We start from the raw sequence: 25186 nt of genomic DNA, 5'->3' as shown, positions 1-25186 counted from the left end.
CCATGAACCGCTTTCAAACCACGCTGGTTTGCCTGCTGGCGATCATCTGGCTTTCAGGCTGCCAGCAGCCAATCCCACCCAGCCAGCCTGCCGTTGATCTGCCAGAAGAAAGCCTGCCTATCCCGCAAAGTGGAGAACAATTAAGTGCAGCCGCCGAACCGGCTCTCGTGCAGCTGGCGGGATCACTGCAGCCCACGCTTGTGCCCCCCGCCGTGGAAGAACCGCTGCGCTTCACCTTTCCCACCCCTGGCCCCGACCCCATCTCTCTCTGGCGCGCTCCGCTTTATCCGGCACCCTGGGCACTGAGCCCGAACGATCATTTTTACTTCACCCGCCCCATCGCGGTGGATGAGGTGAACTGGCCGCTGGCCGATTATCGCTACGGAGGCGTCTTCTTTAGCTCCGACATTGTCCACACCGGCATTGATATTCCTTCGCCGCGTGGCACTCCCGTTCTGGCCGCCGGACCGGGTAAAGTGATCCACGCGGGGTACGGTCTTTTCAACCGCTATGATAATCAGGAAGAAGATCCTTACGGCTTGGCTGTGGCAATTAAGCACGACTTTGGCTGGAATGGGCGCAGTCTCTATACTGTCTACGCGCACATGGATCGAGTGGACGTGATCAACGGCCAGCGGGTAGAAACTGGCGACCAGTTGGGCATCATCGGCACCACCGGTTTTACCACCGGACCACATCTGCATTTTGAAGTCCGTGTGGAAACCAACAGCTTCTACACCACCCGCAATCCGGAATTATGGATCACGCCACCTCAGGGCTGCGGCGTTTTGGTTGGCAAGCTTCTCAATACCAACGGCTCCATCCTTACCCACCAGAAAGTATATATCACCTCACTAGACACCAATCAGCGATGGTATGTGATCAGCTACGGGCAGACGGCTGTGATCAGCGACGAATATTACCAGGAAAACCTGGCCATTGGAGATTTACCAGCCGGCCGCTACCGCATCACCATCAACTATCTGGAAGAAACCTACACCAGTGATGTAACCATCAACCCGGGAGCAGTTACCCGCTTCGCGTTTCGTGGCGAACGAGGTTTCCAACCCGTCCCTACCATCTCGCCCACCGGTGAGGTCTGGCAGCCACCCCTTCCCTGATTGCGGAAAGAGGTCTGTAAAGGTATAATCGCTAGCCTGAAGATAAAGTGAGTTTCAAATTTACCAATCGCACAACAGAAGAAACGTTCGGATAAAAGGTTTACAAACAGGAGGTACCTCAAACATGTCTCGCTATAAAAAAATCATTGCCAGTGCATTACTGCTGACTACGCTGGCAATCGTACTCACCGCTTGCGGCGGCGGTAAGGCCGAACCCACGCTGGATGCCAACCAAGTTTACACGCAGGCGGCCGAAACCGTTCAGGTGCAGCTCACGCAAACCGCTGCGGCAATGCCCACCGCCACTCAAACCAGCACACCTGAACCGACGCTGACCCCCACAGTAACTGAGGCCGTTCCCACCATGGCACTCCCCGGTGAAACCACGCCGCAGGCTGGCCTGCCGGGCACAACCCAGGCGACAACCGCGCCCCAACAGAACCTTCCAGACAAAGCAACCTGGGTCAGCAACAGCCCAGAAGACGGCACCATCAAACGCCCCGGTGAAAAATTTGACCTGGTGTGGATCATGGAAAATACCGGCACCACCACATGGACAACCAGTTACCAGTACCGTTATTACGCCGGCGACCGCGTACACGAGAACGTTAATTCCTATTTCCTGCCTAAAGAGGTCAAACCGGGCGAAACCGTTGAACTGCGCGTGGACGCCCTCGCCCCCGACACCCCCGGCTCCAAGTACACCCTGTGGGTGTTGACCAACGCCGAAGGCACGAACTTTGGCCGGATGGACTTTACCTGGACAGTCGAAGGTGCCACCCTGACGCCAACCGCAACCCCCGAAGAAGACGACTAAGCCGCACCCCCTATCCAAATATTTCAAAACCGGGAAAAAACCCGGTTTTGAATTTTAACCGCCCCAATGGATGTTCTATCCATCCGGCACTCTTGCCCGGCAGTAGGCAAAAGGCAGCCAGACCCCAAAAGCGGTTAAAATAAAGTCTATGAAGAAAACTCGCTGGTTCTTGGCTGGATTAGGCGCCCTGGCCGTCTGCCTGTTGGCCGCACTTTTCTTAAGCGGCAGCGCCTTTCACCGCATCGGTTACCAGCCAGAAAAAGAGCGGTTGGTCAAATTACTTCCCGGGCAGTCCGCCGCCCAAGAAATTTCCACCGCGCCGCCAGGCTTCAACTCCATCAGCCTGTCTTTTGCCGCCAGCCACCGCTTGCTACCCTGGCAAGGCCTGCCTGTGAACGTTCAACTGCAAGTCATTTCGGGTGGCCGCGAACAAACCATACCCGTTTTCATCCAACGTCAGTACTTGCCGATGGGCAGGCTGGTGATCAGCTTTACGCCCCAATCAAACCCGCCCGGCAGCCGGTATTTCCTCTCTTTAACCAACGCTTCCAGGAAGCCATTTTCCCTGTGGAGTGGTTCACCCTTTACCAATTCATCTTTACCCCAGCTGGTGCAGGATGGACAAAGCCTGCCGTCCAGCCTCAATCTGTCGCTGGGGCAATCCTTCCTTCACAGTTTGCCGGCCATCGGATCCGCCGCCCATTTCCAGCGCGCCGGCATATCCATCCTTGTCTTTCTCTTCTTTACCCTCATCAGCCTGCCCTTGTGGAGATTGACACACGCAGCCGATCGCGCCCCCCGGGACGCGAACAGCCAGTTTCTATATCACCTTGGGCTGGGCATGGCCGTCTGGCTGGCCTATCTGTGGGGATTGAGCCGCTTCTCCATCCGCCCAACCAGCGGGCAGATCTGGATTATCCCCTTGCTTATCTCCAGCCTGGCACTCATTTTTGCCTACAATCGCGCCAGACAATCGTACCGGCAGATTTCCAAGCAGATGGCAGCCGCTTGGCCGATGATCGCCGGCATTCTGTTTACCCTGATTGTCCGCACCGTCCAATTCAAAGACCTGTATGTGCCGGCCTGGGTGGATGGTTTGAACCATTATGAGCGGGTTACCACCCTGCTGCGGCAGGGAGCATTGGTGCCCGGAGACATCTACCCGCTGGCGTATCACCTGCTCAGCGCCGCATTGGTCCGCGTTTTTCAACTCAGTATCCCCGAAGCCATGCTCACTTCCGGGCTGTGGATCAGTGTGTTTTCCAGCCTGGCGGTTTACCCCCTCGCGGAACGCATCTTTCACCAGCCGCGCGCTGCCTGGCTTGCCGTTCTGCTCTATTCTTTCTTCACGCCCTTCCCTGCTTACCTGATCACCTGGAGCCGCTTCCCCTTCTTTTTGGGACTGGGCTTGCTGGCGCTGGCCTGCGCCCTCACCCTGGAATGGCTTCAGCACCCTACGCGGGCGCCCATTGAACTTGCGATTCTGCTGGCCGGGCTTGGACTTTCCCACTACGGTACGCTGATTCACTGGGGTGCGTTTCTGCTGTGCGCCGCGGTCTATGCCTTCCTTCCTTCCAACCGCGCGCAGTTTGCCACCTCATCCTTCCCTCTCGCCAATCTCAAACGCTTGCTGCTGGTGTTAATCCCCATTCTTGCCCTGGCCGCAGTGCAGGCTGCAAGCCTTTTCCGCCAGGGGATTTATTCCGACTTTCTGAACCTGAACTCCCTCGCCGCCAGTTATATGGACCTTGCGTATACCTTTTGGCTCACGTTTCAACAAGCTGGGTGGCTGGTCTGGATGCTGGCTGGCTTCAGCCTGCTGGCCTTAATGTGCGTTCGTTCACCCCTCCTGCTCCTCCTGCCCGCCTGGCCGGTGGCTTTGGCTGTCCTGAATCTGCTGCAGCAGTTTGCCCTCGGCACCATCATCTCCAGTTGGATGAACTGGATCATCGGCCTCTGTCTTCCCCTGGCGCTGCTGGCCGCCTGGGGCATCCAAACTCTGGCAAAGCGTTTAGCCCTTTCCCCCCGCCGCAGCGCAGTGGTGATCCTGTTCGGCACGTTGGCCGTCACCGGGTGCGCCAGCCAGATCGGGATTGTTAACCCCACCGCGATGCTCTTCTTTCAACCCGACACAGCCGCGATGCAATGGATTGAAACCAACACCGCTCCGGATGCCGTTTTCTGGGTCAAATCATTCCGCTGGGGGCAAAGCCAGGTCCCCGCGGACGCGGGTGGCTGGATCCCGGCTTTCACCGGCCGGAAAATCATCTGGCCGCCATCGGGCGCTGCGCAGGCAGACTGGAAAGAATTCTTATCGCAGTCGCAGGCGCAGTATTTCTATTTTTCAGGCGGCCGTGGAGATTTCTCCGCTGAGCAGATGCTGACCTTGCAGCCGTGGACAAAGGTGGTTTACAATCGGGATGGTGTTCAAATCTGGCAGATGATTCGCCAGCCTTAAGCCAGCCTGCCAGCAATTATCGATCTGCTGCTTGCGTGGTAAAATACAAATCGTTTCACGAACCAGAATTCAAACAAAGCCAGGAAAAATTAGACTGGCCTTCACTTTGGAGGAAAAAATGACCGCATTCCAGAAAAAACTTGCCTTACCGGTTCTTTTATTGATGACCCTATCGCTGGTGAGCTGTGCCGCCCCGGCTGTCACCCCTGAGCCGCAGCCCACCGTGGACATGCCCGCTCTTCAGACTGAAGTAGCCGCGACTGTAATCGCCGACATCACCCAGCAAGCGCTGGCCCAACCCGCCGCGGACCAGGTGGAACCAACCGCCACCCAACCCGTGGTAGCAACTGCCACCGAGGCGCCGACCCCCACCGCAATCGCCACCCTGGCTCCCCTGCCCACTGCTACCAAGAGAGTGGTCAGTAGCGGCGGCGGCGCACCTGCCCCCACCTGGACGCCTGCCAGTTCCACCGACCAGGCCGTTCTGGTCAGCAATAGACCTGCCGATTACTCCTACTTTAAGGGCGGCGAGGCCTTTGACGGGGTCTTCACCATTAAAAATGTGGGCCGCCGCGACTGGAACAACCGCTTCTATGTAACCGGAACCGATTTCCAGGGCAATAAAGTTGGACCCATCCTGCTTTCGGGCGCGGCCGTGGGTGACACCGTTGAAATTATTGTCGACCTGACCGCTCCAGATTATGTTGAGGGCGGAAAGAACTTCCACACCGCCACGTTTAACCTTTACAACGATGACGGAGTCTCCATCTTGTCCTTCTACCTGATCATCAACATTGAGAAATAAGCTCAACCAAAAAACGCTGTTTTGCCGCCTGGCAAACCGATGATGACCATGGATGCAAAAGAAATGCTGAAAGCCGAGGCCAGGCGCCTCGGCTTTTCTCATCTGGGTATCACCGCGCTGGACCCAACGCCGCATGCTTCCGCTTACCTGGGCTGGCTGGAGCAGGGATGGCATGCCTCGATGGCGTATCTTTCCGCGCCGAGGGCGGTCGAACATCGTCTTAACCCTCAGCAGGTTTTTCCGCCTGCTCGCTCGCTCATCGTGGTCACCGCCGCGTATCCGCCGCCCTCCACTCCCAATCAGGCGGAAAGCCAGCCAGGGTATGGCCTGGTGGCGGCCTACGCCCGCGGTGTCGACTATCACACCCTGCTGCCCCCACAGTTGCGCCGACTGGTTCAATGGATTCAAAACGAAATCGACCCGCGCGCGCAGGCGGCTGTGTATACCGACACCGGTCCCATCCTGGAGCGGGATTATGCCAGCCGGGCCGGGCTGGGATGGATTGGAAAAAACACCTGCCTGATCAACCCCCAGGCGGGTTCTTATCTTCTCCTTGCCGAAATTTTTCTTTCCACACTGCTCGAACCGGATGAACCGTTTGAAAAAGACCTGTGCGGAACCTGCCGCCGCTGCATCGAGGCCTGCCCCACCGGCTGCATTTCAGAAGCGCGATTATTGGACTCGCGCCGCTGTATTTCATATTTAACGATTGAAAACAAAGGTGAAATTCCAATCGAACTACGCCCTCTGATCGGCAGCCATGTTTTTGGCTGCGACATTTGCCAACAAGTCTGCCCGTGGAATCAAAAAATCAAGACCGCCCCGAAAACGCCACTCTTCCAATCAGACCCGGCATTGTCTGAACTGGAACTGGCCGCCACACTGCGCTTATCCCCTCAAGAGTTCAATCGCCGTTACCGCCAGACTCCCCTTCAGCGCGCCAAACGGCGCGGCTTGCTGCGCAACGCTGCCGTTGTGGCCGGTAATCAGCGCGCCGAAGCGGCCCTGCCGGTTCTGATAAATCTTCTTGAAGAGGAATTTGAGCCGCTTGTCCGCGCGCATGCCGCCTGGGCGCTGGGTCAGTTCAACAACCGCGCGGGCCGCGTTGCGCTGGAAAAAGCCCTGAAAACTGAAAGCGACCCAACCATTCTGGCCGAAATCCGCTCCGCGCTAGATAGTCACTGATCCTCACGGCACCCAACGCGGAAAGAACGCGTTTTGGGCAATCACCTTATGCTCGCCGGTAGCCATCTCCCAAATTGCCACCTCGGGTTGGGCGCCGGTTTTTCCAACCTCAAACTGCTGATAGAGCAGCCGTGAGCCGTCCGGACTCCAGGAATAGGCCCCGTGGGTAAAATTCTGGTCCGTGGTAATTACCTGCTCTCCACTTCCATCTGCTTCAAAAATGGAAATCTGCTCTGTTCCCCGCCCCAGCCCAATCATCTTTCTCCAATTGACCGCGATTTTTTGGTTGGCAGCCGACCAGGCGGGCACGCCGAAATCGACCTCGGATTGGTAAGGGGCAATCACTGCGCGAATTTGCTGATCGGTGAAATCTGCCAGGTACACCCCCTGAAAAGATTGAATGCCAGTCATCTGTGCATTCAAAAACATCATCTGCGCCCCATCCGGCGAAAAAGCCCCCATCTCACTAACCTGGGTGGGAATGGTCATCGTGTCGCCCGTAGAGAGGCTAATCACTCGAATCTCTCGATTGGCTTCATCCACCACTGCCAGACGGTCTCCCTGAGGCGACCAGGCCGGCTGAGAAGCGCTAATCGTTTCATCTTCATATAAAGCCCGCTGAGAGCGGCCAGCCAGGTCCAGTACAAAAACACGCTGGACGGCTTTCGCTTGGGCGTCAGCCTGCGGATCGATTACTGTGTAAGCCACCTGCTTTCCGTCTGGCGAAATCGCCGGTTGGAAGCACAGACTCTGCCCGCAAGCCAGAAGACGGCTTTCGGCCCTGGTCACGATCTGAACCCGCATCAAATCCCGGCCGCCCTGCTCATTGGTCTGTGAAAAAACAATGAACCGGCCATCGGGTGAAACATCGAAATCGAACACCCGGCCTTGCGTCTGCGTGATGGGAACGGCCTCTCCATGCGCGGCGCGCCATAACCAGATTTCAGGGCTGTTCACCGGTGAAAGGTAAGCTACGTCCGCTGGCGTTAAAGATGCCTCCTGCAGACGCTCGATGAGCGGCTTCACCAACAACCAACCCGCCGCGGCCATCAGCAAGGTTGCGAAAACGATTATAAATATCTTACGATATTGGGAATTATTCATATTCAAAACCAGATGGGGTACTTGTGGTACATCTTGAGAAGAGAGTATCAAAGGCGCGCGGTTGGCCGCGCGCCTTGTATCTGATTGTTGGAAAGGATCAAACTTACGGTCTCGGAGTGGCGGTCGGCGCGCTGGTGGCCGTGGCAGCGGTGGTCGCAGCCGGAGCGGTTGTCGCCGCGGTGGTGCTGGTGGGAGCAATAGTTGGGGTGGCGGTAACCAGGTTCACCCGAATGATCAATTCCTGGCCAGCAAACAGAGTATTTGCATCCTCCAGTTTGTTCTGCAGCAGGATATCGTCCACTGTGGTATTGAACTTGGAGGCAATGATTGCCATCGTGTCTCCCAACTTAACCACATAGGTGATTTTGGTTCCACGGCCTATATCCGCCGGGAGAGGTGTTTCGGTGGGCAATTGCGTGTCTGGAGCCGGCACCAGAATTTTATCTCCTGGTTTGATCGGGCATGAGGAACCAAAGTTGTTAATCGCCAGCAGAACCATCAGATCCACTTCATATTTCGCCGCGATATCGTAGCAGTTGTCATTTTCTTGAATGGTGTACTCAAACGGACCAGATGGAGTCGGTGTTACAGTTTCCGTGGGAACCACCGTCTCGGTTGGGGTTAACGTTGCCGTGGATGTGGGCGTTACCGGCGTTGGGGTGGAGGTGTTGGTAGCGGTTGGCGTGGCAGAAGCAAACAGGCTGATCGACGGGCCATTGCCCCCAGTAAACCACAAGACTAAAACGATGATCCCCACAACGACCAGAATGACCGCCAATCCTCCAATCAGGAAGGGCATCATTTGCTGTCTTCTTTGAAAAGAATTGATCACATTTTGCGGATCGTTTTTATCGCTCATGAGATTTCCTATTCTCTGGGTGTGACGGTTGCATTGGGAATAAGTCTCCCTGGCAAAGGTCACTGAATTGTTGTATGAATGACCAGTTCCTTGGATTCTACCTGATATCGCCCGATTCTGGTAGAAACGCATCCTGGTGGTTCTCTGCAAGGTATTTCACCAGATACTGCCCCGTGTAAGACTCTTTAACCGCCATCACTTCTTCTGGCGTTCCCGCGGCCACCAGCCTGCCTCCACGGTGACCGCCTTCAGGTCCTAGATCGATAATGTAATCTGCCACTTTGATAATGTCAAGGTTATGCTCAATAATCAGCACGCTGTTGCCATTATCCACCAGTCTTTGCAGCACTTCAATGAGTTTGTGCACATCAGCGGCGTGTAACCCAACCGAAGGTTCATCCAGCACATACAGCGTTTTTCCGGTTGCCCGGCGTGAGAGTTCTTTGGAAAGTTTAACCCGCTGCGCCTCACCGCCAGAAAGAGTGGTTCCAGGCTGGCCAATGTGGATGTATCCCAACCCCACATCCTGCAAGGTCGCCAGCTTGTTCATGATCGAGGGGAAGGCAGAGAATACTTCCATCGCGTGATCCACAGTCAAATCCAGCACATCGGCTATGGACAGTCCTTTGAATTTCACTTGCAGCGTCTCGCGGTTAAAACGCGCGCCGTGACACACATCACAGGGCACATACACATCTGGCAGGAACTGCATTTCGATTCTCAGTTGCCCCTGGCCCTGGCAGGCTTCACAACGCCCACCGTGCACATTGAACGAGAAACGTCCGGCTTTGTAACCACGCATTTTGCTTTCGGGTAGTTCGGTGAACAGCTTGCGAATTTCATCGAACAATCCGGTATAGGTGCCCGGGTTGGAGCGCGGAGTGCGCCCAATCGGCGACTGGTCAATGTTAATCACTTTATCCAGGTATTCCAAACCCTCCAGGCGGTCATACTCGCCTGGATAGGTGTGCGCGCCATTCAAATCCCGCGCCAGAACCTGGTAGAGAATGTCCACCATCATGGTAGATTTTCCAGAGCCTGAGACGCCCGTGATGCAAACCAGTTTCCCCAAGGGAATATCCACATCCAGGTTTTTCAGATTGTTAGCCCGCGCTCCCACCAGTCGCAGGTGCTTGCCGTTGCCAGTGCGGCGCTGTTCGGGCATAGGTACTTGAATGCGCCGCGAGAGATACGCGCCGGTCAGCGAGCGGGGATGCGTTAAAATCTGCTGCGGGGTTCCCTCAGCAATCAGTTCTCCGCCGTGTTCTCCCGCGCCAGGCCCCAGGTCCACAATCCAATCCGCGGAAAGGATCGTCTCTTCATCGTGCTCCACCACCAGCACGGTATTTCCCAGGTCGCGCAAACCTTTGAGCGTGTTCAATAAGCGGGTATTATCGCGCGGATGCAGCCCAATCGAAGGCTCATCCAAAACGTACAAAACCCCCATCAAGCGCGAGCCTACCTGAGTCGCCAGGCGAATGCGCTGTGCCTCGCCGCCAGAAAGTGTGCTGGCAGAACGATTAAGGGTCAGATAATCCAGGCCCACATCCACCAGAAAGCCTAACCGCGCCCGGATTTCTTTCAATATCCGGTCGGCAATAGTTTTTTGCCGCGGCGAAAGAATGTTTTCGTCCTGTTCCAGCGTATCCACCCAGTTTAAGGTATCGATCACTGCCCAACTGGTTACTTCAATGATGTTCTTGCCCGCTACCGTTACCGCCATGGCTTCCGGGCGCAATCGCGCTCCCTTGCAGGTGGGGCAGGGACGGTCACTCATGTATTCCTGAATTTTATTGCGAATGTAATCCGACTGGGTTTCCTTGAACCGCCGTTCGAGATTGTTGATCACACCCTCAAAGGAAGTCTGCACCGTGGATAATCGGTCATTCCGCCCGTGGAAGTTTACTTTAATCTCGTGCCCATTGGTCCCATACAGCAGGATATTAAGCTGTTCGGGCGTAAGCTCGCGCACCGGCCGGTTGAGATCAATCTCATAATTTTTTGCAACGGCTTCTACCATCTGCCAGTAATAACCGCCATATTCTTGGGTTCGAGTTGTGTTCCACTCTAGGGCGATGATCGCGCCCTCTTTCAGTGAGCGGTCCTTATTGGGGATCAACAATTCCGGGTCAATCTCCAATTTGCTGCCTAAGCCCTGGCAATCCGGACAGGCTCCATGCGGCGTATTGAAAGAAAAGGTGCGCGGCTCAATTTCGGGCAGGCTGATTCCATGCTCCGGGCAAGCCAGGTGCTCTGAGAAGAACATCTCTGTCGCGGGTTCAGTTGAAAGGCTCAACACTTTCATATAGCCTTCACCCACACGCAGGGCGGTTTCAATTGAGTCGGTCAGCCGCGAGCGTGCCGCCTGCTCTTCATCCGCCTGCTCGTGGCGGCGCACAATGAGGCGGTCAACAACAGCCTCAATGTCATGCGCCTTATACCGGTCCAGCTTGATGTCATCATCCAGGTTGTAAACCTCACCGTCCACCCGCACACGCGCGAAACCCGCTTTGCGAACTTCATCGAAGACTGCCTGGTAGGTTCCTTTCCGCCCGCGCACAATCGGAGATAAGATAAGCAGCTTGCTGCCATCGGGAAGACTTTCAACCGCGTCCACAATCTCCTGAGCAGACTGCTGTACCACTTCTCGCCCGCAGACCGGGCAGTGCGGTACGCCCACCCGCGCGAATAAAAGGCGCAAATAATCGTAAATTTCTGTTACCGTCCCCACCGTGGAGCGCGGGTTGTGAGATGTAGCTTTCTGATCAATCGAAACCGCAGGAGACAGCCCCTCAATCGAATCGACTTCGGGTTTGTTCATTTGCCCCAAAAACTGCCGCGCGTATGCTGACAGAGATTCAACATACCGCCGCTGTCCTTCGGCAAAGATCGTGTCAAACGCCAGAGAAGATTTCCCCGACCCCGACAGGCCGGTGATCACAACAAATTGATCGCGTGGTATTTCCACGGTGATATTTTTTAGATTATGTTGGCGGGCGCCAACCACCCGGATTACATCTCTTGTCATTCCAACCGTTCCTTTTTGCTGCCAGGTTAATTCAATATTAGAATACCTGTTCTTATTATATCGGTCAACTTTCTATTATACCAGTCCCCAATTCTTATCTCCGGTTCTCTTAACCTTCAATCGCACAATTTTGTCAATTGCTTATCCAAACCCAAATATACTCTTAACTCAATTTGTTTCCTTAATTTGACATCATAACTGTATAATCTTCCTATATCTTTTTAGAAAGCGAGCCGCCATGAGCGAGAAAGAACACAAACGCGCCATCACTTCCTGGACCCTGTACGATTGGGCCAACTCCACTTTCGCCACAACCATCGCCGCCGCCGTTTTGCCGGTATATTATTCCACGGTCGCGTCCTCAAACCTGGAACCCAATGTGGCAACCTCCAATTGGGCTTTCACTACCTCAATCGCGCTGATCCTGGTCGCCATCCTGGGTCCCATTCTCGGAGCAATGGCCGACTTCAGCGGCGCTAAAAAGAAATTCCTCACCGCTTTTGTGCTGGCCGGTGTTACTGGAACCGCCTTGCTCTTCTTTGTCCGCTCCGGCGACTGGCTGATGGCTTCACTATTCTTTATCATCGGCAACGTTGGGTTTGCCGGCGCCAATGTCTTCTACGACTCACTCTTGCCGCACATTGCGCGTCCCGAAGAGATTGACCAGGTTTCTTCGCGCGGGTACGCCATGGGCTACCTGGGCGGCGGTCTGCTGCTGGCCGTCAACCTGGGCATGATTATGTTCACCCCCGATTCACAAACCGAACTGATGACGCGGCTTTCTTTTCTGTCGGTGGCGGTTTGGTGGCTGATATTTACCATTCCCCTGTGGAAATACGTTCCTGAACCAACACGCCGCATACTGGAAGGAGAGAAAGGCAGTAATCCCTTCCAGGCCAGCTTTGGTCGCTTGGCTCACACCTTCAGTGAAATTCAAAAATACAAACAATTGAGCAAATTTATCGCCGCCTTCTGGCTGTACAACAACGGCATCGGCACCATCATCTACATGGCCAGCATCTACGGCGCAGAACTTCAGTTCTCCACCACCACCATCATCGGTACCCTGCTGATGGTGCAGTTCGTGGCTATTCCCTTCGCGTACCTGTTTGGCTGGCTGGCAAAAAAACTGGGCACCAAGCGTTCCATTCTGCTCAGCCTGTTCATCTACACCCTGATTGCGATTGGCGGCTACTTCCTGACAAAAGAAATTCATTTTTGGATTCTCGGTTTCGCGGTTGCCACCGTGCAGGGCGGCAGCCAGGCGCTCAGCCGGTCTCTGTGCGGCCGCATGATGCCCAAAAGCAAATCAGCCGAGTTTTACAGTTTCTTCAGCATTTCCGAAAAAATCGCGGGAACCGTTGGGCCGCTGCTGTTTGGCCTGGTCAGCCGCCTGATGGGTGGCAGCCGCCTCAGTATTGTCTCGTTAATCATATTCTTTGCCGCTGGTGGTCTGCTGTTAACGCGCGTGGATGAAAAAGAAGCCATCGCCGTGGCCGAGGTGGAAGAAGATAAGTTTATGCAGCTTTCCACCGAAGCCGCCAGCTGATTGACCACCCAGCGATAGACGTGAATCAAAAGAAGACGCCTCAGTGCGTCTTCCATTTTTTCCCCTTGAATCCACTCCTAACTCAGCTAAAGAATTGCAGCGCCAGCATCAACCGCGTTTCCACATCTTCAGGCGCGTCTTTCGGCAAGGACTGGATCGCTGTCTGCGCTTCGACTACGCTGTAACCCAATCCCGTGAGCGCCTCCAGCACCATCGCGTCAATGTCGGGCGCGCTCGAAGCGGCAAAGGCCTCGCCTTCTCCAACCCGGCCCTGCAAGTGCAGGAACACACGTTGCGCCCCTTTTTTGCCAATCCCTGGCACGCGGCTGAACACCTCTGGCTGCTCGCTGAGCACTGCCCGGCGAATGGCGTCAATGGAGAGGGTGGACAGTGTTGCCAGAGCAATTCGCGGGCCAATTCCATTGACCCCCAGCAGCAGCAAAAAGAAATCGCGTTCTTTTTCAGATTCAAAGCCAAACAGGGTCAGGGCGTCTTCCCGCACTACCAGATGCGTGTGCAAGAAAATTGGCTCCCCCGCGCGCGCCTGGCTGCACACTTCCCGTGTGGAGTAAACGCGCAAACCCACGCCGCCAACGTCTACCACCAGGCTCTCATCATCATGCGACAACACTTTTCCGCTTATGCTTGCGATCATAGTCCCTCAGCCCGTTCCAATTACGGTTATGATTGAAGTTTCCGTTGGTAAGAATGTATCTGGTACAGCATTACGCCCGTTGCCACAGCCAGATTAAGCGAATCCATCGCGCCGCGCATGGGCAGGCTGACCATCTGATCACACAAAGAAACATGGTGGCTCTGCAGCCCCATCCGCTCGCTGCCCATCAGCAGCACCAGCGGCAGCGGGTATGTGGTTGCTTCGTAATCGGTTTCGGCGCGATCCGATGTACCCACCAGAAAGAACGGCTGGCGCTGCTTCCAACCGGCAAATTCTTCAAACGTACACTTTACCACCCGCATGGTGAAAATCGAACCCATGCTGGCGCGCATACAAGATGGATCAAACGGATCAGTACAGTGGTCGAGCAAAATCACGCCTTTGCCGTCCACCGCGTCCAGAGTGCGCAGGATCGTGCCAAGATTGCCAGGGTCTGCCACGGAATCCAACGCCACCCACAAGTCTTTGCTGTCCATTTGGATTTCATCGATGGAGCTCCAAACCTGCCGCGCGACAGCAGCAAGTCCCTGCGGACCTTCTTTGGTGGAAAGCGATTGAAAAACATCGGCACTGACTTCCAGCACGGCAATGCCCTGGCTGCGCGCTTTCTCTACCAGCGACAAGCCAAACTCACTCTCCAACAGCTCTGGCGCGCACACCAGGCTCTCGATGGGGCTGCCATGGTCAAACGCGTCTCCCACAATCCGCAAGCCCTCAATGAAGAACAGACCGCTACTTGCGCGCTCTTTGCGCTCGCGCAGCTTGCGGATTTGCTTGATACGCGGGTTGGATAAGCTGGTGATGATTTCAGTCATTCAGCCCCGCCCATAAGAGACAAATCATCCAGCCGGTAGCGGTGTAGGTGACAAATCGCCACCGCCAGCGCGTCAGCGGCATCGTCTGGCTTGGGTAATTTGGGCATGCGCAGCAGCGACTGCACCATTTGCTGCATCTGTTTCTTGTCAGCCACGCCATATCCAGTGATCGCCATTTTGATTTCCAGAGGCGCGTATTCCGCAACGGGAATATTGGATTCGGCCAGCGCCAACAATATCACACCGCGCGCCTGCCCCACTGAAATCGCCGTAGTTACATTGCGCTGAAAAAAAAGTTTCTCCACCGCGCCGCGCTCCGGCCGGTGGAGAAACAATAATTCTTGCATTTTGTGGTACAGCTCCAAGAGACGCAGCTCCATGGGAGTACCGGCTTGGGTTTCGATCACACCGTAATCGGCTACAACCAGTTCACCGCGCTCGGTTTCATCCACAAGGCCAAAACCGGTGGTCGCCGTTCCCGGATCTATCCCCAGAACGCGCATGGACTAATCCTCTTCCAGCGCCGCCATGGCCTCCTCGGAAATGCGCATGTTCGAGTACACATTCTGCACATCGTCCAGGTCTTCCACAGCTTCAATGGTGCGCATCACTTGCAGCGTATCTTCAACACCCAGAGTGAGTTCTTGTTTCGGCACCATTTTCAGACCAGCTTCGTTGAATTTAATGCCCTGTTTATCCAGCAGGATGCTGAGCGCCTTGAATGATTCGACTGGGGCAATCACCTCAATGAGGTCGTCTTCCATGGTAACATCATCGGCTCCGCCTTCCACCGCGATCTCGAAAATCTTGTCAAAATCAACGCCTTCCGCGGGGATTTCAAAAAACGAGACGCGATCAAATTGCCACGCGACAGAACCCGATTCGCCCAAACTGCCACCCGACCGTGAGAGCACATGGCGTAACTCAGCCACCGTGCGGTTTCGGTTTTCTGTGAAGCATTCAATCATTAACGCCACAGCGTTAGGACCGTAGCCTTCATAGGTGATCTGCTCGAAAGTCTCACCGTCTTTGCTCTCACCCGTGCCACGTTTGATGGCCCGGTCTATGCTGTCTTTGGGCATGTTCTGCAGGCGCGCTTTATCAACCGCAAGCCTTAACCGGAAGTTGGCGTTCGGGTCTCCCCCGCCTTCGCGGGCTGCCATAACAATTTCGCGTGCCAGTTTGGTGAAGATCTGACCACGTTTTGCGTCAGCTGCACCCTTCTTCCGTTTAATGGTTGACCACTTAGAATGACCAGACATACCTTTTTCTCCACAAAGATCCTAAACAGGATGAATATGATTGAACAAATTATACCATGCAATCCGGCGGCGCACCTCTTCGTTAAGCGTCTCAATCCAGACTGGACATCTTCCCTCTCAACGCCGCCCCCCTGCCGGCGATCCGTCCGCTGGTGAGCGCCCAATGCAGGTTATACCCTCCACACGGGCCGTTCACGTTCAGCACTTCTCCGGCAAAGAATATCCCCGGGACGATTTTTGACTCCATCGTGCTTCCATTCACTTCAGACACGGCCACACCGCCAGTCGAACATTGCGCGTGAGAATAGCCCTTTACCCCCAGCACTTTCAGCGAGGTGGAGGTGAGCTTCCGGGCCAACGTGTTAGCCTGCTCTGGGGACAAATCACCTGCTAACTGGTTGGGTTCGATATCCAGGCCATCCATTGCCCAGCTAACGACCTTCTCAGGCAGCAGTCCCAACAACACGGCGCGGGTGCTCAATCCATTTTGCGCTCCTTGTTGAAGAAAATCAAAAAGAAGCGATTCCTTGCCTGGCAGAAAATTAACGACAAGCCGGTAATCTTCCTGCTCAGGTTTTTCTATCCAGTGGCTAAGGTCCATCACGCCGGGTCCATTCATGCCCCACTCGGTGAAAATGACGTTGCCAACCGTGGACTCAACGACCTTTTCATTCTTCACCAGCATACAGCCGGCGTCCAGGCGAACCCCTTTCAACAAGCTAGTTGTCCCGCCTTCCAGCAGCACAGGAGCCAGCGCAGGACGGGTAGGTAGAATTCGGTGTCCCAGCCCGCGAATGATGGGAAAGAGGCTGCCGTCGGACCCTGTTTGCGGATAAGCCTTCCCTCCGCTCGCCACGACCAGGCTGTCCACGTACACCGGCTTCTCTTTATTCCCACAATAAACCTTGAAACCGTAACCAGCCGGAGAAATCTGAACCACTCTGGATTCAGGGACGAACTCCACCCCGGCCGCCACCAGAAGCTCGATCAAAATTTCCGCCACATTCGCGGCCGAATTGGAAAGTGGGTAATACCAGCCGTCGTCTGTTGCGTAAAGCGGAATGCCCAACTCACCAAGCAGATTGACTAAATCAGCTTGAGAAAACTCTGCCCAAGCCCGGCTTAAAAAATCCGATTCGTCGCAGGTATAACGCTCTGGGGCGCATTTCGTATTGGATAAGTTGCATCGTCCACTGCCTGTAATCAGCAGTTTTTTACCGGGCCGTGCGTTGGAATCAAAAAGCACCACCCGCGTGCCGTGCTTTGCGGCCTGCCAGGCGGCCATCATTCCTGCCGGACCGGCTCCAATCACACCTACCCGCATCGCCCACCTAAATTTTGCATAAATATCATCCGGATTCGCTGGCTATTTTACTGATTTCGTATTACAATCAAACCAGTTCATTACCTGAAATTCACACCTTTTACTGGTATCACCACAGTGATTTTGGTAACGATCATTATTAAACAATTTTTCTGGTCATCATAACGGTATTGAGGAGTTTTAACACCCCGCCAGACGCTGCCGCTTCATTGCACTATCCAAGCCAACACTCCTCGCCCTGCCCTCAAGGCAGGGCTTTTCATTTCTGCGCGGGAACAGCCACAATAATCAAACGGTGTGTGTTCGATTCAAACGGCCAGCAAGTAACCAGGGTAAGCCTCTCATCGTCGGATTTCATAATCCAGCGAGCGTTTTCCAAACGAACTTCAGGCGCCGCGTTCTTTTCAGGCAAAATCATCTTATTCACCACCACATAAGAAAAAGGAATTCCATTCCCGTACACTATAATTTCATCACCGGTCTCCAATTTTTCCAGGTCGCGAAAAACTTGACCGTGGATGTTGTGGTGACCATTCAGAACCGTGTTTCCAACCTCTCCCAAACGGGCCGAATCGCCATGCCAGCCAACCGCGAACTCATCGGGGGCCAGCCATTGTTCATACTGCTCGGCTGCCATCCAGGTTTTCCGCGATTTTGCCTCAATCACTGGGGCAACCAGTTCAATTTTTGGAATCACTACACGGTTGGGATCAGCGGGCGGTGGCGGTGTAGGTGTAGGCATCGGCGTTGCCTGGTCATCTTCCTTCCCTGAGAGGCGGATATCCGCCTTTTCGATCATAGGCGCCAGCCCCGAGCCGCCTTCGAGTTTGGTAGCTTCTTCCAGAATAGCCAGGGATTCTTCGTCCAACGGCACAGAATACGGCACAAATCCCTCGCCATCGGCCTGCACGCCGCCGTTGAAGATATTCTGCAACCCTCCCGATTCAAACACCCCTGCCGCGCCAATCACCCCCCAAACGACCAGCACTAAGCCAACCATGACCAGCCAGTTTTCGTTGATGCTGAATTGCCTGGGCGTTTTCATTTTGACACCTTTAACTCCACACGCGGCAGATTCCTGACAGGATAACGATTAATTCTCCGTTTGCAGTTTGTATCCCAGGCGGTCCACATTGAGAATCAGCTGGGATCCAGATGAAATCTTATCAAATTTTTGGCGCAAAAGATAGATCAGATATTTGGTGCGCTTGCGCACGTCCGATGAATCTTCTCCCCATACCAGGTGGGAGATCTTTTCGTACGGCACAATCGCCGGCGCGTTTTTTGCCAACACCGATAACACCGAAAATTCTTTGGGTGTCAGGCGAATACTGTTGCCCAAAAGCTCAACTTCCTGATTAATCAGGTCAATCGTCAGGCCCACCGACGGAAAGACCAGGCGCGTAATTTCTTGCGGCCGGTTGGTGCGGCGCAATACGGCGTTCACCCGCTCAATCACCTCAGCGTTATAAAACGGTTTGGGAATATAGTCATCAATCCCCTGCCGCAGCCCATCAACAATATGATCTTTGGAGGTCAGCGCGGAAACGACAATCACCGGTACATTGGTCATGCGCTTTAAATACTCAAAAGTCTGCCATCCATCCATCTCCGGCATCATGATGTCCAGCAAAATCAAGTTTGGAGAGTATTCCATGGTCTTCTTGATGGCTTCGGCGCCATTTGCCGCCGATAAAACGTTGTACCCGGCAATCCGTAAAATTTGTTTTAAGAGATAGCTGGTATCGGCCTCATCGTCAATCACCAGAATTCGCTGCCGCTCCTGACCGTCAACCTGGTCCAAGTCGACGCCAATACCACTCGATACTTCTTGTTTTACCTCTTTGGATGTCAATTCTTCCATGCAGTGTTTCCCTCCTCAAAGATATGCTGAATTAAACAAAAACGGCCGCTAAGGCCGGTTTCGCTACTTTGCTCCCCAGACACTCCGCTCAATGTGAGCAAAGCGACCAATTAAAATGTCTGGATCGACGCATCCTGTAATGAAATGCAGGGGTTTACTAATTATGTGATTAGCAAATTTTTACCTGTTAAATAATAAATCAATTATAAAAAAATTATACAAACGCAACCAATAATTGTCAACTTTTTCACCACAACCAATCCTCTTCTCTACATGCCAACCCGATATCCTGTAACCACCCCATAGTAAGATTCCATGTTCAAATCTACACGCCGTTCAAATACATGCCCTTTTATGTGGAAATCTGCTTTCTTAAAGAGTATAATTCTCCTCAATGGGAGATATGCTTTCATCCATTTTCATCCAGGGGAGGCAAACCCCATCAGGTATTATTTACTTTCAGTTGAAATGAAGTAATTCCCAAGAAAAGGAGCGTAATTCAATATGAGCAACAAAAAAGTACGCGTAGCGATCATTGGGGTTGGTAACTGTGCCTCATCGCTCGTGCAAGGTGTCCATTTTTATCGCAATGCCAAAGACACCGATCAGGTTCCCGGTTTAATGCATGTTAACCTGGGCGGGTATCATATTAGCGACGTCGAGTTTTCAGCTGCCTTTGACGTTGTTACTACCAAAGTGGGCAAAGACTTGTCTGAGGCGATATACGCTTACCCAAACAACACTTACAAATTCTGCGACGTTCCGCACATGGGTGTTAAAGTCAACCGAGGCATGACCCATGATGGTTTGGGAAAGTATTTATCGGAAGTGGTAGAAAAGGCGCCTGGCCCCACTGACAATATTGTGCAAATTCTCAAAGACACCAAAACCGATGTGGTGGTCAACTACCTGCCGGTTGGCTCCGAGATGGCCACCAAATGGTACGTTGAGCAGGTATTGGAAGCCGGCTGTGCGTTTGTGAACGCCATTCCAGTGTTCATTTCCAGCTCGGAATACTGGTCGAAGCGCTTTGTTGAGCGCGGACTGCCCATCATCGGTGACGACATTAAGAGCCAGGTTGGCGCCACCATCACCCACCGCGTGCTGACCAGCCTCTTTGTAGACCGCGGCGTGCGCCTCGACCGCACTTACCAGCTCAACTTTGGCGGAAACACCGACTTCCTCAACATGCTCGAGCGCGAGCGCCTAGAATCCAAGAAAATTTCCAAAACCGGCGCGGTAACCAGCATGCTGCCTTACGAGATTGACCACAACAACATTCATGTTGGCCCTAGCGATTACGTGCCGTGGCTGACTGACCGAAAATGGTGCTACATCCGCATGGAAGGCACGACCTTTGGTGAGGTGCCGCTCAACGCCGAACTCAAGCTTGAAGTGTGGGATTCGCCCAACTCTGCCGGCGTGATCATCGACGCCGTCCGCTGCGCCAAACTGGCGCTGGACCGCGGCATGTCCGGTCCCATTTACGCCCCCGCGTCTTACTTCATGAAGACTCCACCCAAACAGTTCAAAGACTCAATTGCCCGCGATATGACTGAAGCCTTTATCCGCGGCGAGGTCAGCGAGTAAGTAGAGATTAACGGTTCCTATTTTTGAAATCTTTAATGCGATTTCCACAGAGCACTTGGATCAGGCGGCTTCTCGCGTTGCCAGTATGCTTACTGGCAGGTGGGCTGGCCGCCTGCTCTGCTTCCTCCAGCCAGGCCAGCGCGGACCTGACTGCAACGCAGGTCTTTGAATCGGCGCTGCTGACGGCGACTTGGTCGGTGCCGACAGCCACACCCCTGCCGACTCAAACCCCCACCCCTCAGCCAACTCCCACCGTTGTGCGAACGCCGCCCGCTTTGCCGGGTGTCTTTCAGACCAGCCTGCTCAACAAAGCAGACGCTCCCCGCTCCTACGAACAGGACGTGTGCGCGTACTTAAAAAACCGCCTCGACCCTGCCAAAGCCCAACCCGGCACCGTGGTGATGCCGATCATGTTCCACTCCATCACCGACGGCCCGGCCGATAAAGTTTATCAGATCTCCCATGAGACCCTGGACCGCTTGATGCGCGACCTGAAAGATCAGGATTTTGAAATTATCAGTATGGATCAACTGGTCGAATTTTTATATGAAAACGAATGGATACCGCCCCGATCGGTTGTCTTGATCTCAGACGACCTCCACTTTGCTGATTACTATGAAAGTCATTTCAAACCATTTCTCGCGGAGAGCGGCGGTGTGGTCGTTAACGCCTGGATCAGCAAAACAGACCCCAACCCGCAGGTAATCCAGGAAAACCAGCGCCTGCAAACCGAGGGCTGGGTGGATCACCAGGCGCACGGCGTTGTGCACAATATCAATATTTCCGCCCTCTCTGATGAAGCCTTTATTCGTTCCGAACTGCAGGGCTCCCGCGATTCGATTCTGGCAACCTTTGGCAAGGCCCCGGTTGCTTACATCTGGCCGGGCGGCGGCTTCACCCCCCAGGCTGCCGAAATTGCCCTGGAATTGGGATATAAGGTGGGCTTCACCACCAACCCGCGCGGTCCGTTGATGTATAACTGGATTCCCAACGCGCAAGAAAAAGACGCCAACCGCCCCGCGCTCATTCCCGAAGGGGACGTTGCCAACCCGCTGATGGTTCTTCCTCGCTTTTGGGACGCGGACGCTTCCCGCTATATCGATATAGTCCGCAGAATTGGGCAAGACGCGGCTCTGGCCGCCCAGGAAACCCACGCGGTGGAGATGGAGTATTACCAGATTGTTTGTCAGGAAGAATACGGGGCTCTTTCCGTTGAGCCGGAATAAAACCACCGGCATAGATCTTGCACATTTTTACAAATGGACACCTGCGTTTTCTGCAAAATTGTCGCGAACGAAATTCCTCATCGCCGCTTTTATCACGATGAGCTGGTAACCGCGTTCGAAGACCGCTCTCCAATCGCGCCGGTGCACATCCTTATCGTTCCCAACCACCACATTGAATCGCTGAACCAGGCCCAGGCCGGGGATGAACAGCTCTTCGGTCACATGCTGCTGGTCGCCCGGCAAATGGCCGCTCAAATGAAACTGGATCAATCCGGCTACCGGCTGGTGATCAACACCGGCCCCGACGCCGGGCAATCGGTATTTCACCTCCACCTGCATATCATCGGCGGTCGCAAATTGTCCTTTTCTGGCCAATGAAAACAGGATACTTCCTCCAGCGTGCGATTACCTTCATTACCCTGACCGTTCTCGGGGTCAGCGGCGTCGCTGGCTGTACCACCGGACCGGATGAGATTGATCCTCAATGGCAAGCCACGCTGCAAATCACACCGGCCAACTTGCAGCCCATCCAGCCCGATGTTGCGCACTCCATCCTCAGCACCTTGCTGCCCCCCACCCGCGTACCTGGTTCGCCATATCTGACCCCTACGCCAGACCCCACCCGTGAGCAGCCCACCCTGCGCATCGAGACCCTTTCTTATTACGTCCAGCCCGGCGACTCGCTGGCGCAGATCGCCTGGGCGCATAACGTTTCGGTTGAGGCGCTGATCCAGGCCAACCAGCTTCTCAACCCAGACGTCATCGAGGTTGGGCAGCTCATCCTGATTCCGCCCCCAACCCCGCGCGGCGAAGGCCCATCCTTCAAAATCATCCCCGACTCCGAGCTGGTCAACGGCCCGCTGGAAGCCATCATTGACTTTTCTGCCTGGGTCGAGCGCCAGGGCGGACGCTTGAGCAGTTACCAGATGATATTGGACGAGGAGCCCTACACCGGCGCGGAAGTGCTGCTGCGTATCGCGCGTGAATACAGCGTCAACCCGCGCCTGCTGGCCGCGATTCTCGAATACCAGAGCGGTTGGGTGACCAACGCCAACCCACCCGCCGAATTTGAAGATTACCCCTTTGGGTATTTTGACCCACAAAAAAGCGGCTTGTATCACCAGGCTGCCTGGGCGGCCAACCTGCTCAACCGCGGCTACTATCTTTGGAAAATCAATGCCATTTCAGGATATGTGCTCACCGATGGCTCGGTGGTTCCCCCCTCGCCAGCCATCAACGCGGCCACGGCCGGGGTGCAGAATTTATTCAGCCACTTATACAACTACGACGGCTGGTTGGCTGCCGTGTCTGAAAATGGCCTTTTCTCAACCTACCGGGGATTGTACGGCTATCCTTTTGATTTTTCCATTGATCCTCTGCTTCCCGCCGATCTCATCCAGCCGCCCATGCAGCTTCCGTTTGAACCCGGGGCAGTCTGGTCTTTCACCGGCGGGCCGCACGGCGGTTGGGGTGACGGTTCCGCTTGGGCTGCCATCGACTTTGCCCCTCCCGGCGGTGGGCAGGGCTGCGTGCCGAATGATGCCTGGGTAACCGCTGTTGCCGATGGCGTGGTTACCTATGCGAAAAACGGGCTCGTTCTGCTCGACCTGGATGGCGACGGTCTGGAACACACCGGCTGGACCGTAGTTTATTTACACATCGCGTCCTATGATCGGGTCAATGCCGGCGACACCCTGCGGACAGGTGACCGAATTGGACACGCCTCCTGTGAAGGCGGTTTTTCCACCGGCACCCATATACACCTCGCCAGAAGGTATAATGGTGAGTGGATAGCTGCCGACGGCGACCTGCCCTTTAACCTGGATGGCTGGATCTCGCAGGGCGCGGGTGTTGAATATAACGGATCATTGGTCAAGAGTGGTCAAAGCGTAGAGGCATTGGATTACCGCAGCGATGCAAACCAAATCTGGCGTTAAACCCTTCCTGAAAATATGCCTGCTCCTCAGCGCCGGTCTGACACTGCTGGCTTGTGGTGTGTTTAATCCCTCTGCCAACCGCACCCTGCTGCCAACGCCCACCTTTGCGCCAATGGCCGTTGCCCTCACCCCCACCCCGGTGGACACGTCCACCCCCACACCAGATCCGCTTCAACCCACCCAGCCTTCTTCGCTGGGCACCGGCGGGGCTGCCGAGGCTACCCCTCTCGCGGAATACACCCCCTCCATGCAGTTGTACTACACTCAATCCGGCGACACCCTGCCATCTTTAGCTTCCCGCTTTGGCGTCCTACCCAATCAGATTACCTCGCCCGAAGCCTTGCCCCCTGATGCTTTGCTCAATCCGGGCCAGCTGCTCATCATTCCGGCGATATTTGAAAAAACCAGCCCGTCCGCTCAGCTATTGCCTGACAGCGAAATTGTTTTTTCACCTTCCGCCGTGGATTTCGATGTGCAGGCGTATGTCAATGAGGCCGGTGGATATCTGAGCGAATATCGCCAGGAATTAACCACCGGCTGGCTGTCTGGCGCGCAGGTCATAGAGCGCGTCGCCATTGAAAATTCCATCAATCCGCGCCTGCTGCTTTCCATTCTGGAAGTTCAATCAGGCTGGGTTTTTGGCCAGCCCACCAACCTTGCCCAGGAAGATTACCCGCTGGGCTGGACTGATTACCGCACGAAAGGTCTGTACAAACAGCTCAGTTGGGCCGTGCAGCAGCTTTCCATCGGCTATTACGGTTGGCGCGCTGGCATTCTTAACGACCTGACCTTTCCCGATAAGACTATGCTGCGCATTTCGCCGGATTTAAATGCCGGCAGTGTCGCTCTCCAGGTTCTCTTCTCAAAACTGCACAACCAGGACGATTGGAACGCCTATTTATACGGGCAGGAGAGCCTGCCAGCCGTCCACGAGCAGATGTTTGGCAACCCCTGGGTGCGCGCCCAAACCGTGGAACCGCTTTACCCGCCAAACCTGAAACAGCCCTTGCTGGAATTACCCTTCACGCCCGGGCACACCTGGTCGTTAACCGGTGGGCCGCATTCCGCCTGGGGACCCGACGGCGCCCTGGCGGCCGTGGATTTTGCCCCCATGTCGGTTACTTCCGGTTGTGTCCCTTCGGATGAATGGATTGTCGCATCCGCGCCCGGCCTGGTGGTGCGGGCGGAAAACGGCGCGGTGATCGTGGATCTGGATGGTGACGGCCGCGAGCAAACCGGATGGGCTTTACTGTACATGCATGTTGCCAGCGAAGGTCGCGTAAGCGTGGGGACCTTCCTGGACCTGAACGATCCCATTGGCCACCCATCCTGCGAAGGCGGCGTGTCGACCGGTACGCACGTTCACTTCGCGCGTAAGTATAATGGGGAATGGATTCTGGCAGACGGCCCCATGCCAATGAATCTCAGCGGCTGGATCGCCCATGCCGGCGGCAAGCCCTATGAGGGCAGTATGACCAACGCAGACAACACCTGCACCGCTTCGGTTTTCGGCTCATTTGAATCACGCATAAAACGGCCGAACGGTGATATCATCGAATAAACACC

At 54.8% G+C, this 25186-nt stretch carries 21 protein-coding genes; 11 read left to right on the top strand and 10 right to left on the bottom strand.

Translation table 11 applies throughout. From position 1 onward, the window contains the following. Positions 1 to 2: 2 nt before the first annotated feature. From ADN00_RS08310 to queG, 5 genes are all read left to right on the top strand, one after another. Positions 3 to 1121, top strand: coding sequence for a M23 family metallopeptidase (locus ADN00_RS08310; protein ID WP_075062506.1), 1119 nt, complete (start codon positions 3 to 5; stop codon positions 1119 to 1121). A gap of 124 nt (positions 1122 to 1245) precedes the next feature. Next, positions 1246 to 1938 carry an NBR1-Ig-like domain-containing protein gene (locus ADN00_RS08305; RefSeq protein ID WP_075062505.1) on the top strand — a complete coding sequence of 231 codons (693 nt, stop codon included), beginning with the start codon at positions 1246 to 1248 and terminating at the stop codon, positions 1936 to 1938. 148 nt (positions 1939 to 2086) lie between these two features. Next, positions 2087 to 4396 carry a hypothetical protein gene (locus tag ADN00_RS08300; RefSeq protein WP_075062504.1) on the top strand — a complete coding sequence of 770 codons (2310 nt, stop codon included), beginning with the start codon at positions 2087 to 2089 and terminating at the stop codon, positions 4394 to 4396. A 118-nt stretch (positions 4397 to 4514) separates the two neighbouring features. After that, the gene (locus ADN00_RS08295; RefSeq protein WP_075062503.1) at positions 4515 to 5201 is read left to right on the top strand and encodes a hypothetical protein; all 687 of its coding nucleotides are present in this window, start codon (positions 4515 to 4517) and stop codon (positions 5199 to 5201) included. Positions 5202 to 5249: 48 nt separating this feature from the next. Next, positions 5250 to 6386 (top strand): tRNA epoxyqueuosine(34) reductase QueG, encoded by a 1137-nt coding sequence (gene queG, locus ADN00_RS08290; RefSeq protein WP_160317491.1) that lies wholly within the window; start codon positions 5250 to 5252, stop codon positions 6384 to 6386. 3 nt (positions 6387 to 6389) lie between these two features. Here queG and ADN00_RS08285 read toward each other — a convergent pair whose 3' ends face one another. The 3 genes from ADN00_RS08285 to uvrA all read right to left on the bottom strand — a co-directional run bounded on the left by ADN00_RS08285 (position 6390) and on the right by uvrA (position 11377). Next, on the bottom strand, positions 6390 to 7490 hold the full coding sequence (locus tag ADN00_RS08285) for a TolB family protein (protein WP_152966295.1): 1101 nt from the start codon (positions 7488 to 7490) through the stop codon (positions 6390 to 6392). 103 nt (positions 7491 to 7593) lie between these two features. After that, complete coding sequence (locus tag ADN00_RS08280; RefSeq protein ID WP_075062500.1) at positions 7594 to 8349, bottom strand: LysM peptidoglycan-binding domain-containing protein; 756 nt, start codon at positions 8347 to 8349, stop codon at positions 7594 to 7596. A gap of 97 nt (positions 8350 to 8446) precedes the next feature. Continuing rightward, complete coding sequence (uvrA, locus tag ADN00_RS08275; RefSeq protein ID WP_075062499.1) at positions 8447 to 11377, bottom strand: excinuclease ABC subunit UvrA; 2931 nt, start codon at positions 11375 to 11377, stop codon at positions 8447 to 8449. Between the two features lie 238 nt (positions 11378 to 11615). On the opposite strand from uvrA, the gene ADN00_RS08270 reads away from it, so the two are divergent. Next, positions 11616 to 12926 (top strand): MFS transporter, encoded by a 1311-nt coding sequence (locus tag ADN00_RS08270; RefSeq protein ID WP_075062498.1) that lies wholly within the window; start codon positions 11616 to 11618, stop codon positions 12924 to 12926. An 82-nt stretch (positions 12927 to 13008) separates the two neighbouring features. On the opposite strand, the gene ruvA is transcribed toward ADN00_RS08270, so the two are convergent. From ruvA to ADN00_RS08235, 7 genes are all read right to left on the bottom strand, one after another. Next, positions 13009 to 13581: a Holliday junction branch migration protein RuvA gene (ruvA, locus tag ADN00_RS08265; RefSeq protein ID WP_075062497.1), complete on the bottom strand. Its 573-nt coding sequence runs from the start codon at positions 13579 to 13581 to the stop codon at positions 13009 to 13011. A 26-nt stretch (positions 13582 to 13607) separates the two neighbouring features. Next, positions 13608 to 14417, bottom strand: a complete 810-nt coding sequence (locus ADN00_RS08260) for a TrmH family RNA methyltransferase (RefSeq protein WP_075062496.1) — start codon at positions 14415 to 14417, stop codon at positions 13608 to 13610. Next, a complete protein-coding gene (gene ruvC, locus ADN00_RS08255) occupies positions 14414 to 14920 on the bottom strand; it encodes a crossover junction endodeoxyribonuclease RuvC (RefSeq protein WP_075062495.1) in 507 nt (168 codons plus the stop codon). The genes ADN00_RS08260 and ruvC overlap by 4 nt, the downstream gene beginning before the upstream one ends. A gap of 3 nt (positions 14921 to 14923) precedes the next feature. Further along, a complete protein-coding gene (locus ADN00_RS08250; RefSeq protein ID WP_075062494.1) occupies positions 14924 to 15679 on the bottom strand; it encodes a YebC/PmpR family DNA-binding transcriptional regulator in 756 nt (251 codons plus the stop codon). Between the two features lie 91 nt (positions 15680 to 15770). Continuing rightward, entirely contained in the window at positions 15771 to 17003 is a 1233-nt protein-coding gene (locus ADN00_RS08245; protein ID WP_075062493.1) for a BaiN/RdsA family NAD(P)/FAD-dependent oxidoreductase, read from the bottom strand. A 259-nt stretch (positions 17004 to 17262) separates the two neighbouring features. Further along, a complete protein-coding gene (locus ADN00_RS08240) occupies positions 17263 to 18048 on the bottom strand; it encodes a sortase (protein ID WP_075062492.1) in 786 nt (261 codons plus the stop codon). Positions 18049 to 18096: 48 nt separating this feature from the next. Next, positions 18097 to 18867 (bottom strand): response regulator transcription factor, encoded by a 771-nt coding sequence (locus ADN00_RS08235; protein WP_075062491.1) that lies wholly within the window; start codon positions 18865 to 18867, stop codon positions 18097 to 18099. A 504-nt stretch (positions 18868 to 19371) separates the two neighbouring features. On the opposite strand from ADN00_RS08235, the gene ADN00_RS08230 reads away from it, so the two are divergent. The 5 genes from ADN00_RS08230 to ADN00_RS08210 all read left to right on the top strand — a co-directional run bounded on the left by ADN00_RS08230 (position 19372) and on the right by ADN00_RS08210 (position 25181). Further along, positions 19372 to 20457: an inositol-3-phosphate synthase gene (locus ADN00_RS08230; protein ID WP_075062490.1), complete on the top strand. Its 1086-nt coding sequence runs from the start codon at positions 19372 to 19374 to the stop codon at positions 20455 to 20457. A 77-nt stretch (positions 20458 to 20534) separates the two neighbouring features. Next, entirely contained in the window at positions 20535 to 21683 is a 1149-nt protein-coding gene (locus ADN00_RS08225; protein WP_152966293.1) for a polysaccharide deacetylase family protein, read from the top strand. A gap of 33 nt (positions 21684 to 21716) precedes the next feature. Continuing rightward, positions 21717 to 22061, top strand: coding sequence for a histidine triad nucleotide-binding protein (locus tag ADN00_RS08220; RefSeq protein ID WP_075062488.1), 345 nt, complete (start codon positions 21717 to 21719; stop codon positions 22059 to 22061). After that, the gene (locus ADN00_RS08215; RefSeq protein ID WP_075062487.1) at positions 22058 to 23620 is read left to right on the top strand and encodes a LysM peptidoglycan-binding domain-containing protein; all 1563 of its coding nucleotides are present in this window, start codon (positions 22058 to 22060) and stop codon (positions 23618 to 23620) included. The genes ADN00_RS08220 and ADN00_RS08215 overlap by 4 nt, the downstream gene beginning before the upstream one ends. Further along, positions 23598 to 25181 carry a LysM peptidoglycan-binding domain-containing protein gene (locus ADN00_RS08210; protein ID WP_075062486.1) on the top strand — a complete coding sequence of 528 codons (1584 nt, stop codon included), beginning with the start codon at positions 23598 to 23600 and terminating at the stop codon, positions 25179 to 25181. The genes ADN00_RS08215 and ADN00_RS08210 overlap by 23 nt, the downstream gene beginning before the upstream one ends. The last annotated feature ends 5 nt before the right edge of the window (positions 25182 to 25186 follow it).

The organism is Ornatilinea apprima (genome assembly GCF_001306115.1).
In the GTDB taxonomy this organism is placed as follows: Bacteria; Chloroflexota; Anaerolineae; order Anaerolineales; family Anaerolineaceae; genus Ornatilinea; species Ornatilinea apprima.
Note: the sequence above shows the minus strand (reverse complement) of the source record. Positions and strands in the feature narration are given on the sequence as shown.

Bases quoted from the DNA above. Each gene is read 5' to 3' on its own strand.
- ADN00_RS08310 (WP_075062506.1), top strand. From the start codon at position 3: ATGAACCGCTTTCAAACCACGCTGGTTTGCCTGCTGGCGATCATCTGG.
- ADN00_RS08305 (WP_075062505.1), top strand. From the start codon at position 1,246: ATGTCTCGCTATAAAAAAATCATTGCCAGTGCATTACTGCTGACTACG.
- ADN00_RS08300 (WP_075062504.1), top strand. From the start codon at position 2,087: ATGAAGAAAACTCGCTGGTTCTTGGCTGGATTAGGCGCCCTGGCCGTC.
- ADN00_RS08295 (WP_075062503.1), top strand. From the start codon at position 4,515: ATGACCGCATTCCAGAAAAAACTTGCCTTACCGGTTCTTTTATTGATG.
- queG (WP_160317491.1), top strand. From the start codon at position 5,250: ATGGATGCAAAAGAAATGCTGAAAGCCGAGGCCAGGCGCCTCGGCTTT.
- ADN00_RS08285 (WP_152966295.1), bottom strand. From the start codon at position 7,490: ATGAATAATTCCCAATATCGTAAGATATTTATAATCGTTTTCGCAACC.
- ADN00_RS08280 (WP_075062500.1), bottom strand. From the start codon at position 8,349: ATGAGCGATAAAAACGATCCGCAAAATGTGATCAATTCTTTTCAAAGA.
- uvrA (WP_075062499.1), bottom strand. From the start codon at position 11,377: ATGACAAGAGATGTAATCCGGGTGGTTGGCGCCCGCCAACATAATCTA.
- ADN00_RS08270 (WP_075062498.1), top strand. From the start codon at position 11,616: ATGAGCGAGAAAGAACACAAACGCGCCATCACTTCCTGGACCCTGTAC.
- ruvA (WP_075062497.1), bottom strand. From the start codon at position 13,581: ATGATCGCAAGCATAAGCGGAAAAGTGTTGTCGCATGATGATGAGAGC.
- ADN00_RS08260 (WP_075062496.1), bottom strand. From the start codon at position 14,417: ATGACTGAAATCATCACCAGCTTATCCAACCCGCGTATCAAGCAAATC.
- ruvC (WP_075062495.1), bottom strand. From the start codon at position 14,920: ATGCGCGTTCTGGGGATAGATCCGGGAACGGCGACCACCGGTTTTGGC.
- ADN00_RS08250 (WP_075062494.1), bottom strand. From the start codon at position 15,679: ATGTCTGGTCATTCTAAGTGGTCAACCATTAAACGGAAGAAGGGTGCA.
- ADN00_RS08245 (WP_075062493.1), bottom strand. From the start codon at position 17,003: ATGCGGGTAGGTGTGATTGGAGCCGGTCCGGCAGGAATGATGGCCGCC.
- ADN00_RS08240 (WP_075062492.1), bottom strand. From the start codon at position 18,048: ATGAAAACGCCCAGGCAATTCAGCATCAACGAAAACTGGCTGGTCATG.
- ADN00_RS08235 (WP_075062491.1), bottom strand. From the start codon at position 18,867: ATGGAAGAATTGACATCCAAAGAGGTAAAACAAGAAGTATCGAGTGGT.
- ADN00_RS08230 (WP_075062490.1), top strand. From the start codon at position 19,372: ATGAGCAACAAAAAAGTACGCGTAGCGATCATTGGGGTTGGTAACTGT.
- ADN00_RS08220 (WP_075062488.1), top strand. From the start codon at position 21,717: ATGGACACCTGCGTTTTCTGCAAAATTGTCGCGAACGAAATTCCTCAT.
- ADN00_RS08215 (WP_075062487.1), top strand. From the start codon at position 22,058: ATGAAAACAGGATACTTCCTCCAGCGTGCGATTACCTTCATTACCCTG.
- ADN00_RS08210 (WP_075062486.1), top strand. From the start codon at position 23,598: ATGCAAACCAAATCTGGCGTTAAACCCTTCCTGAAAATATGCCTGCTC.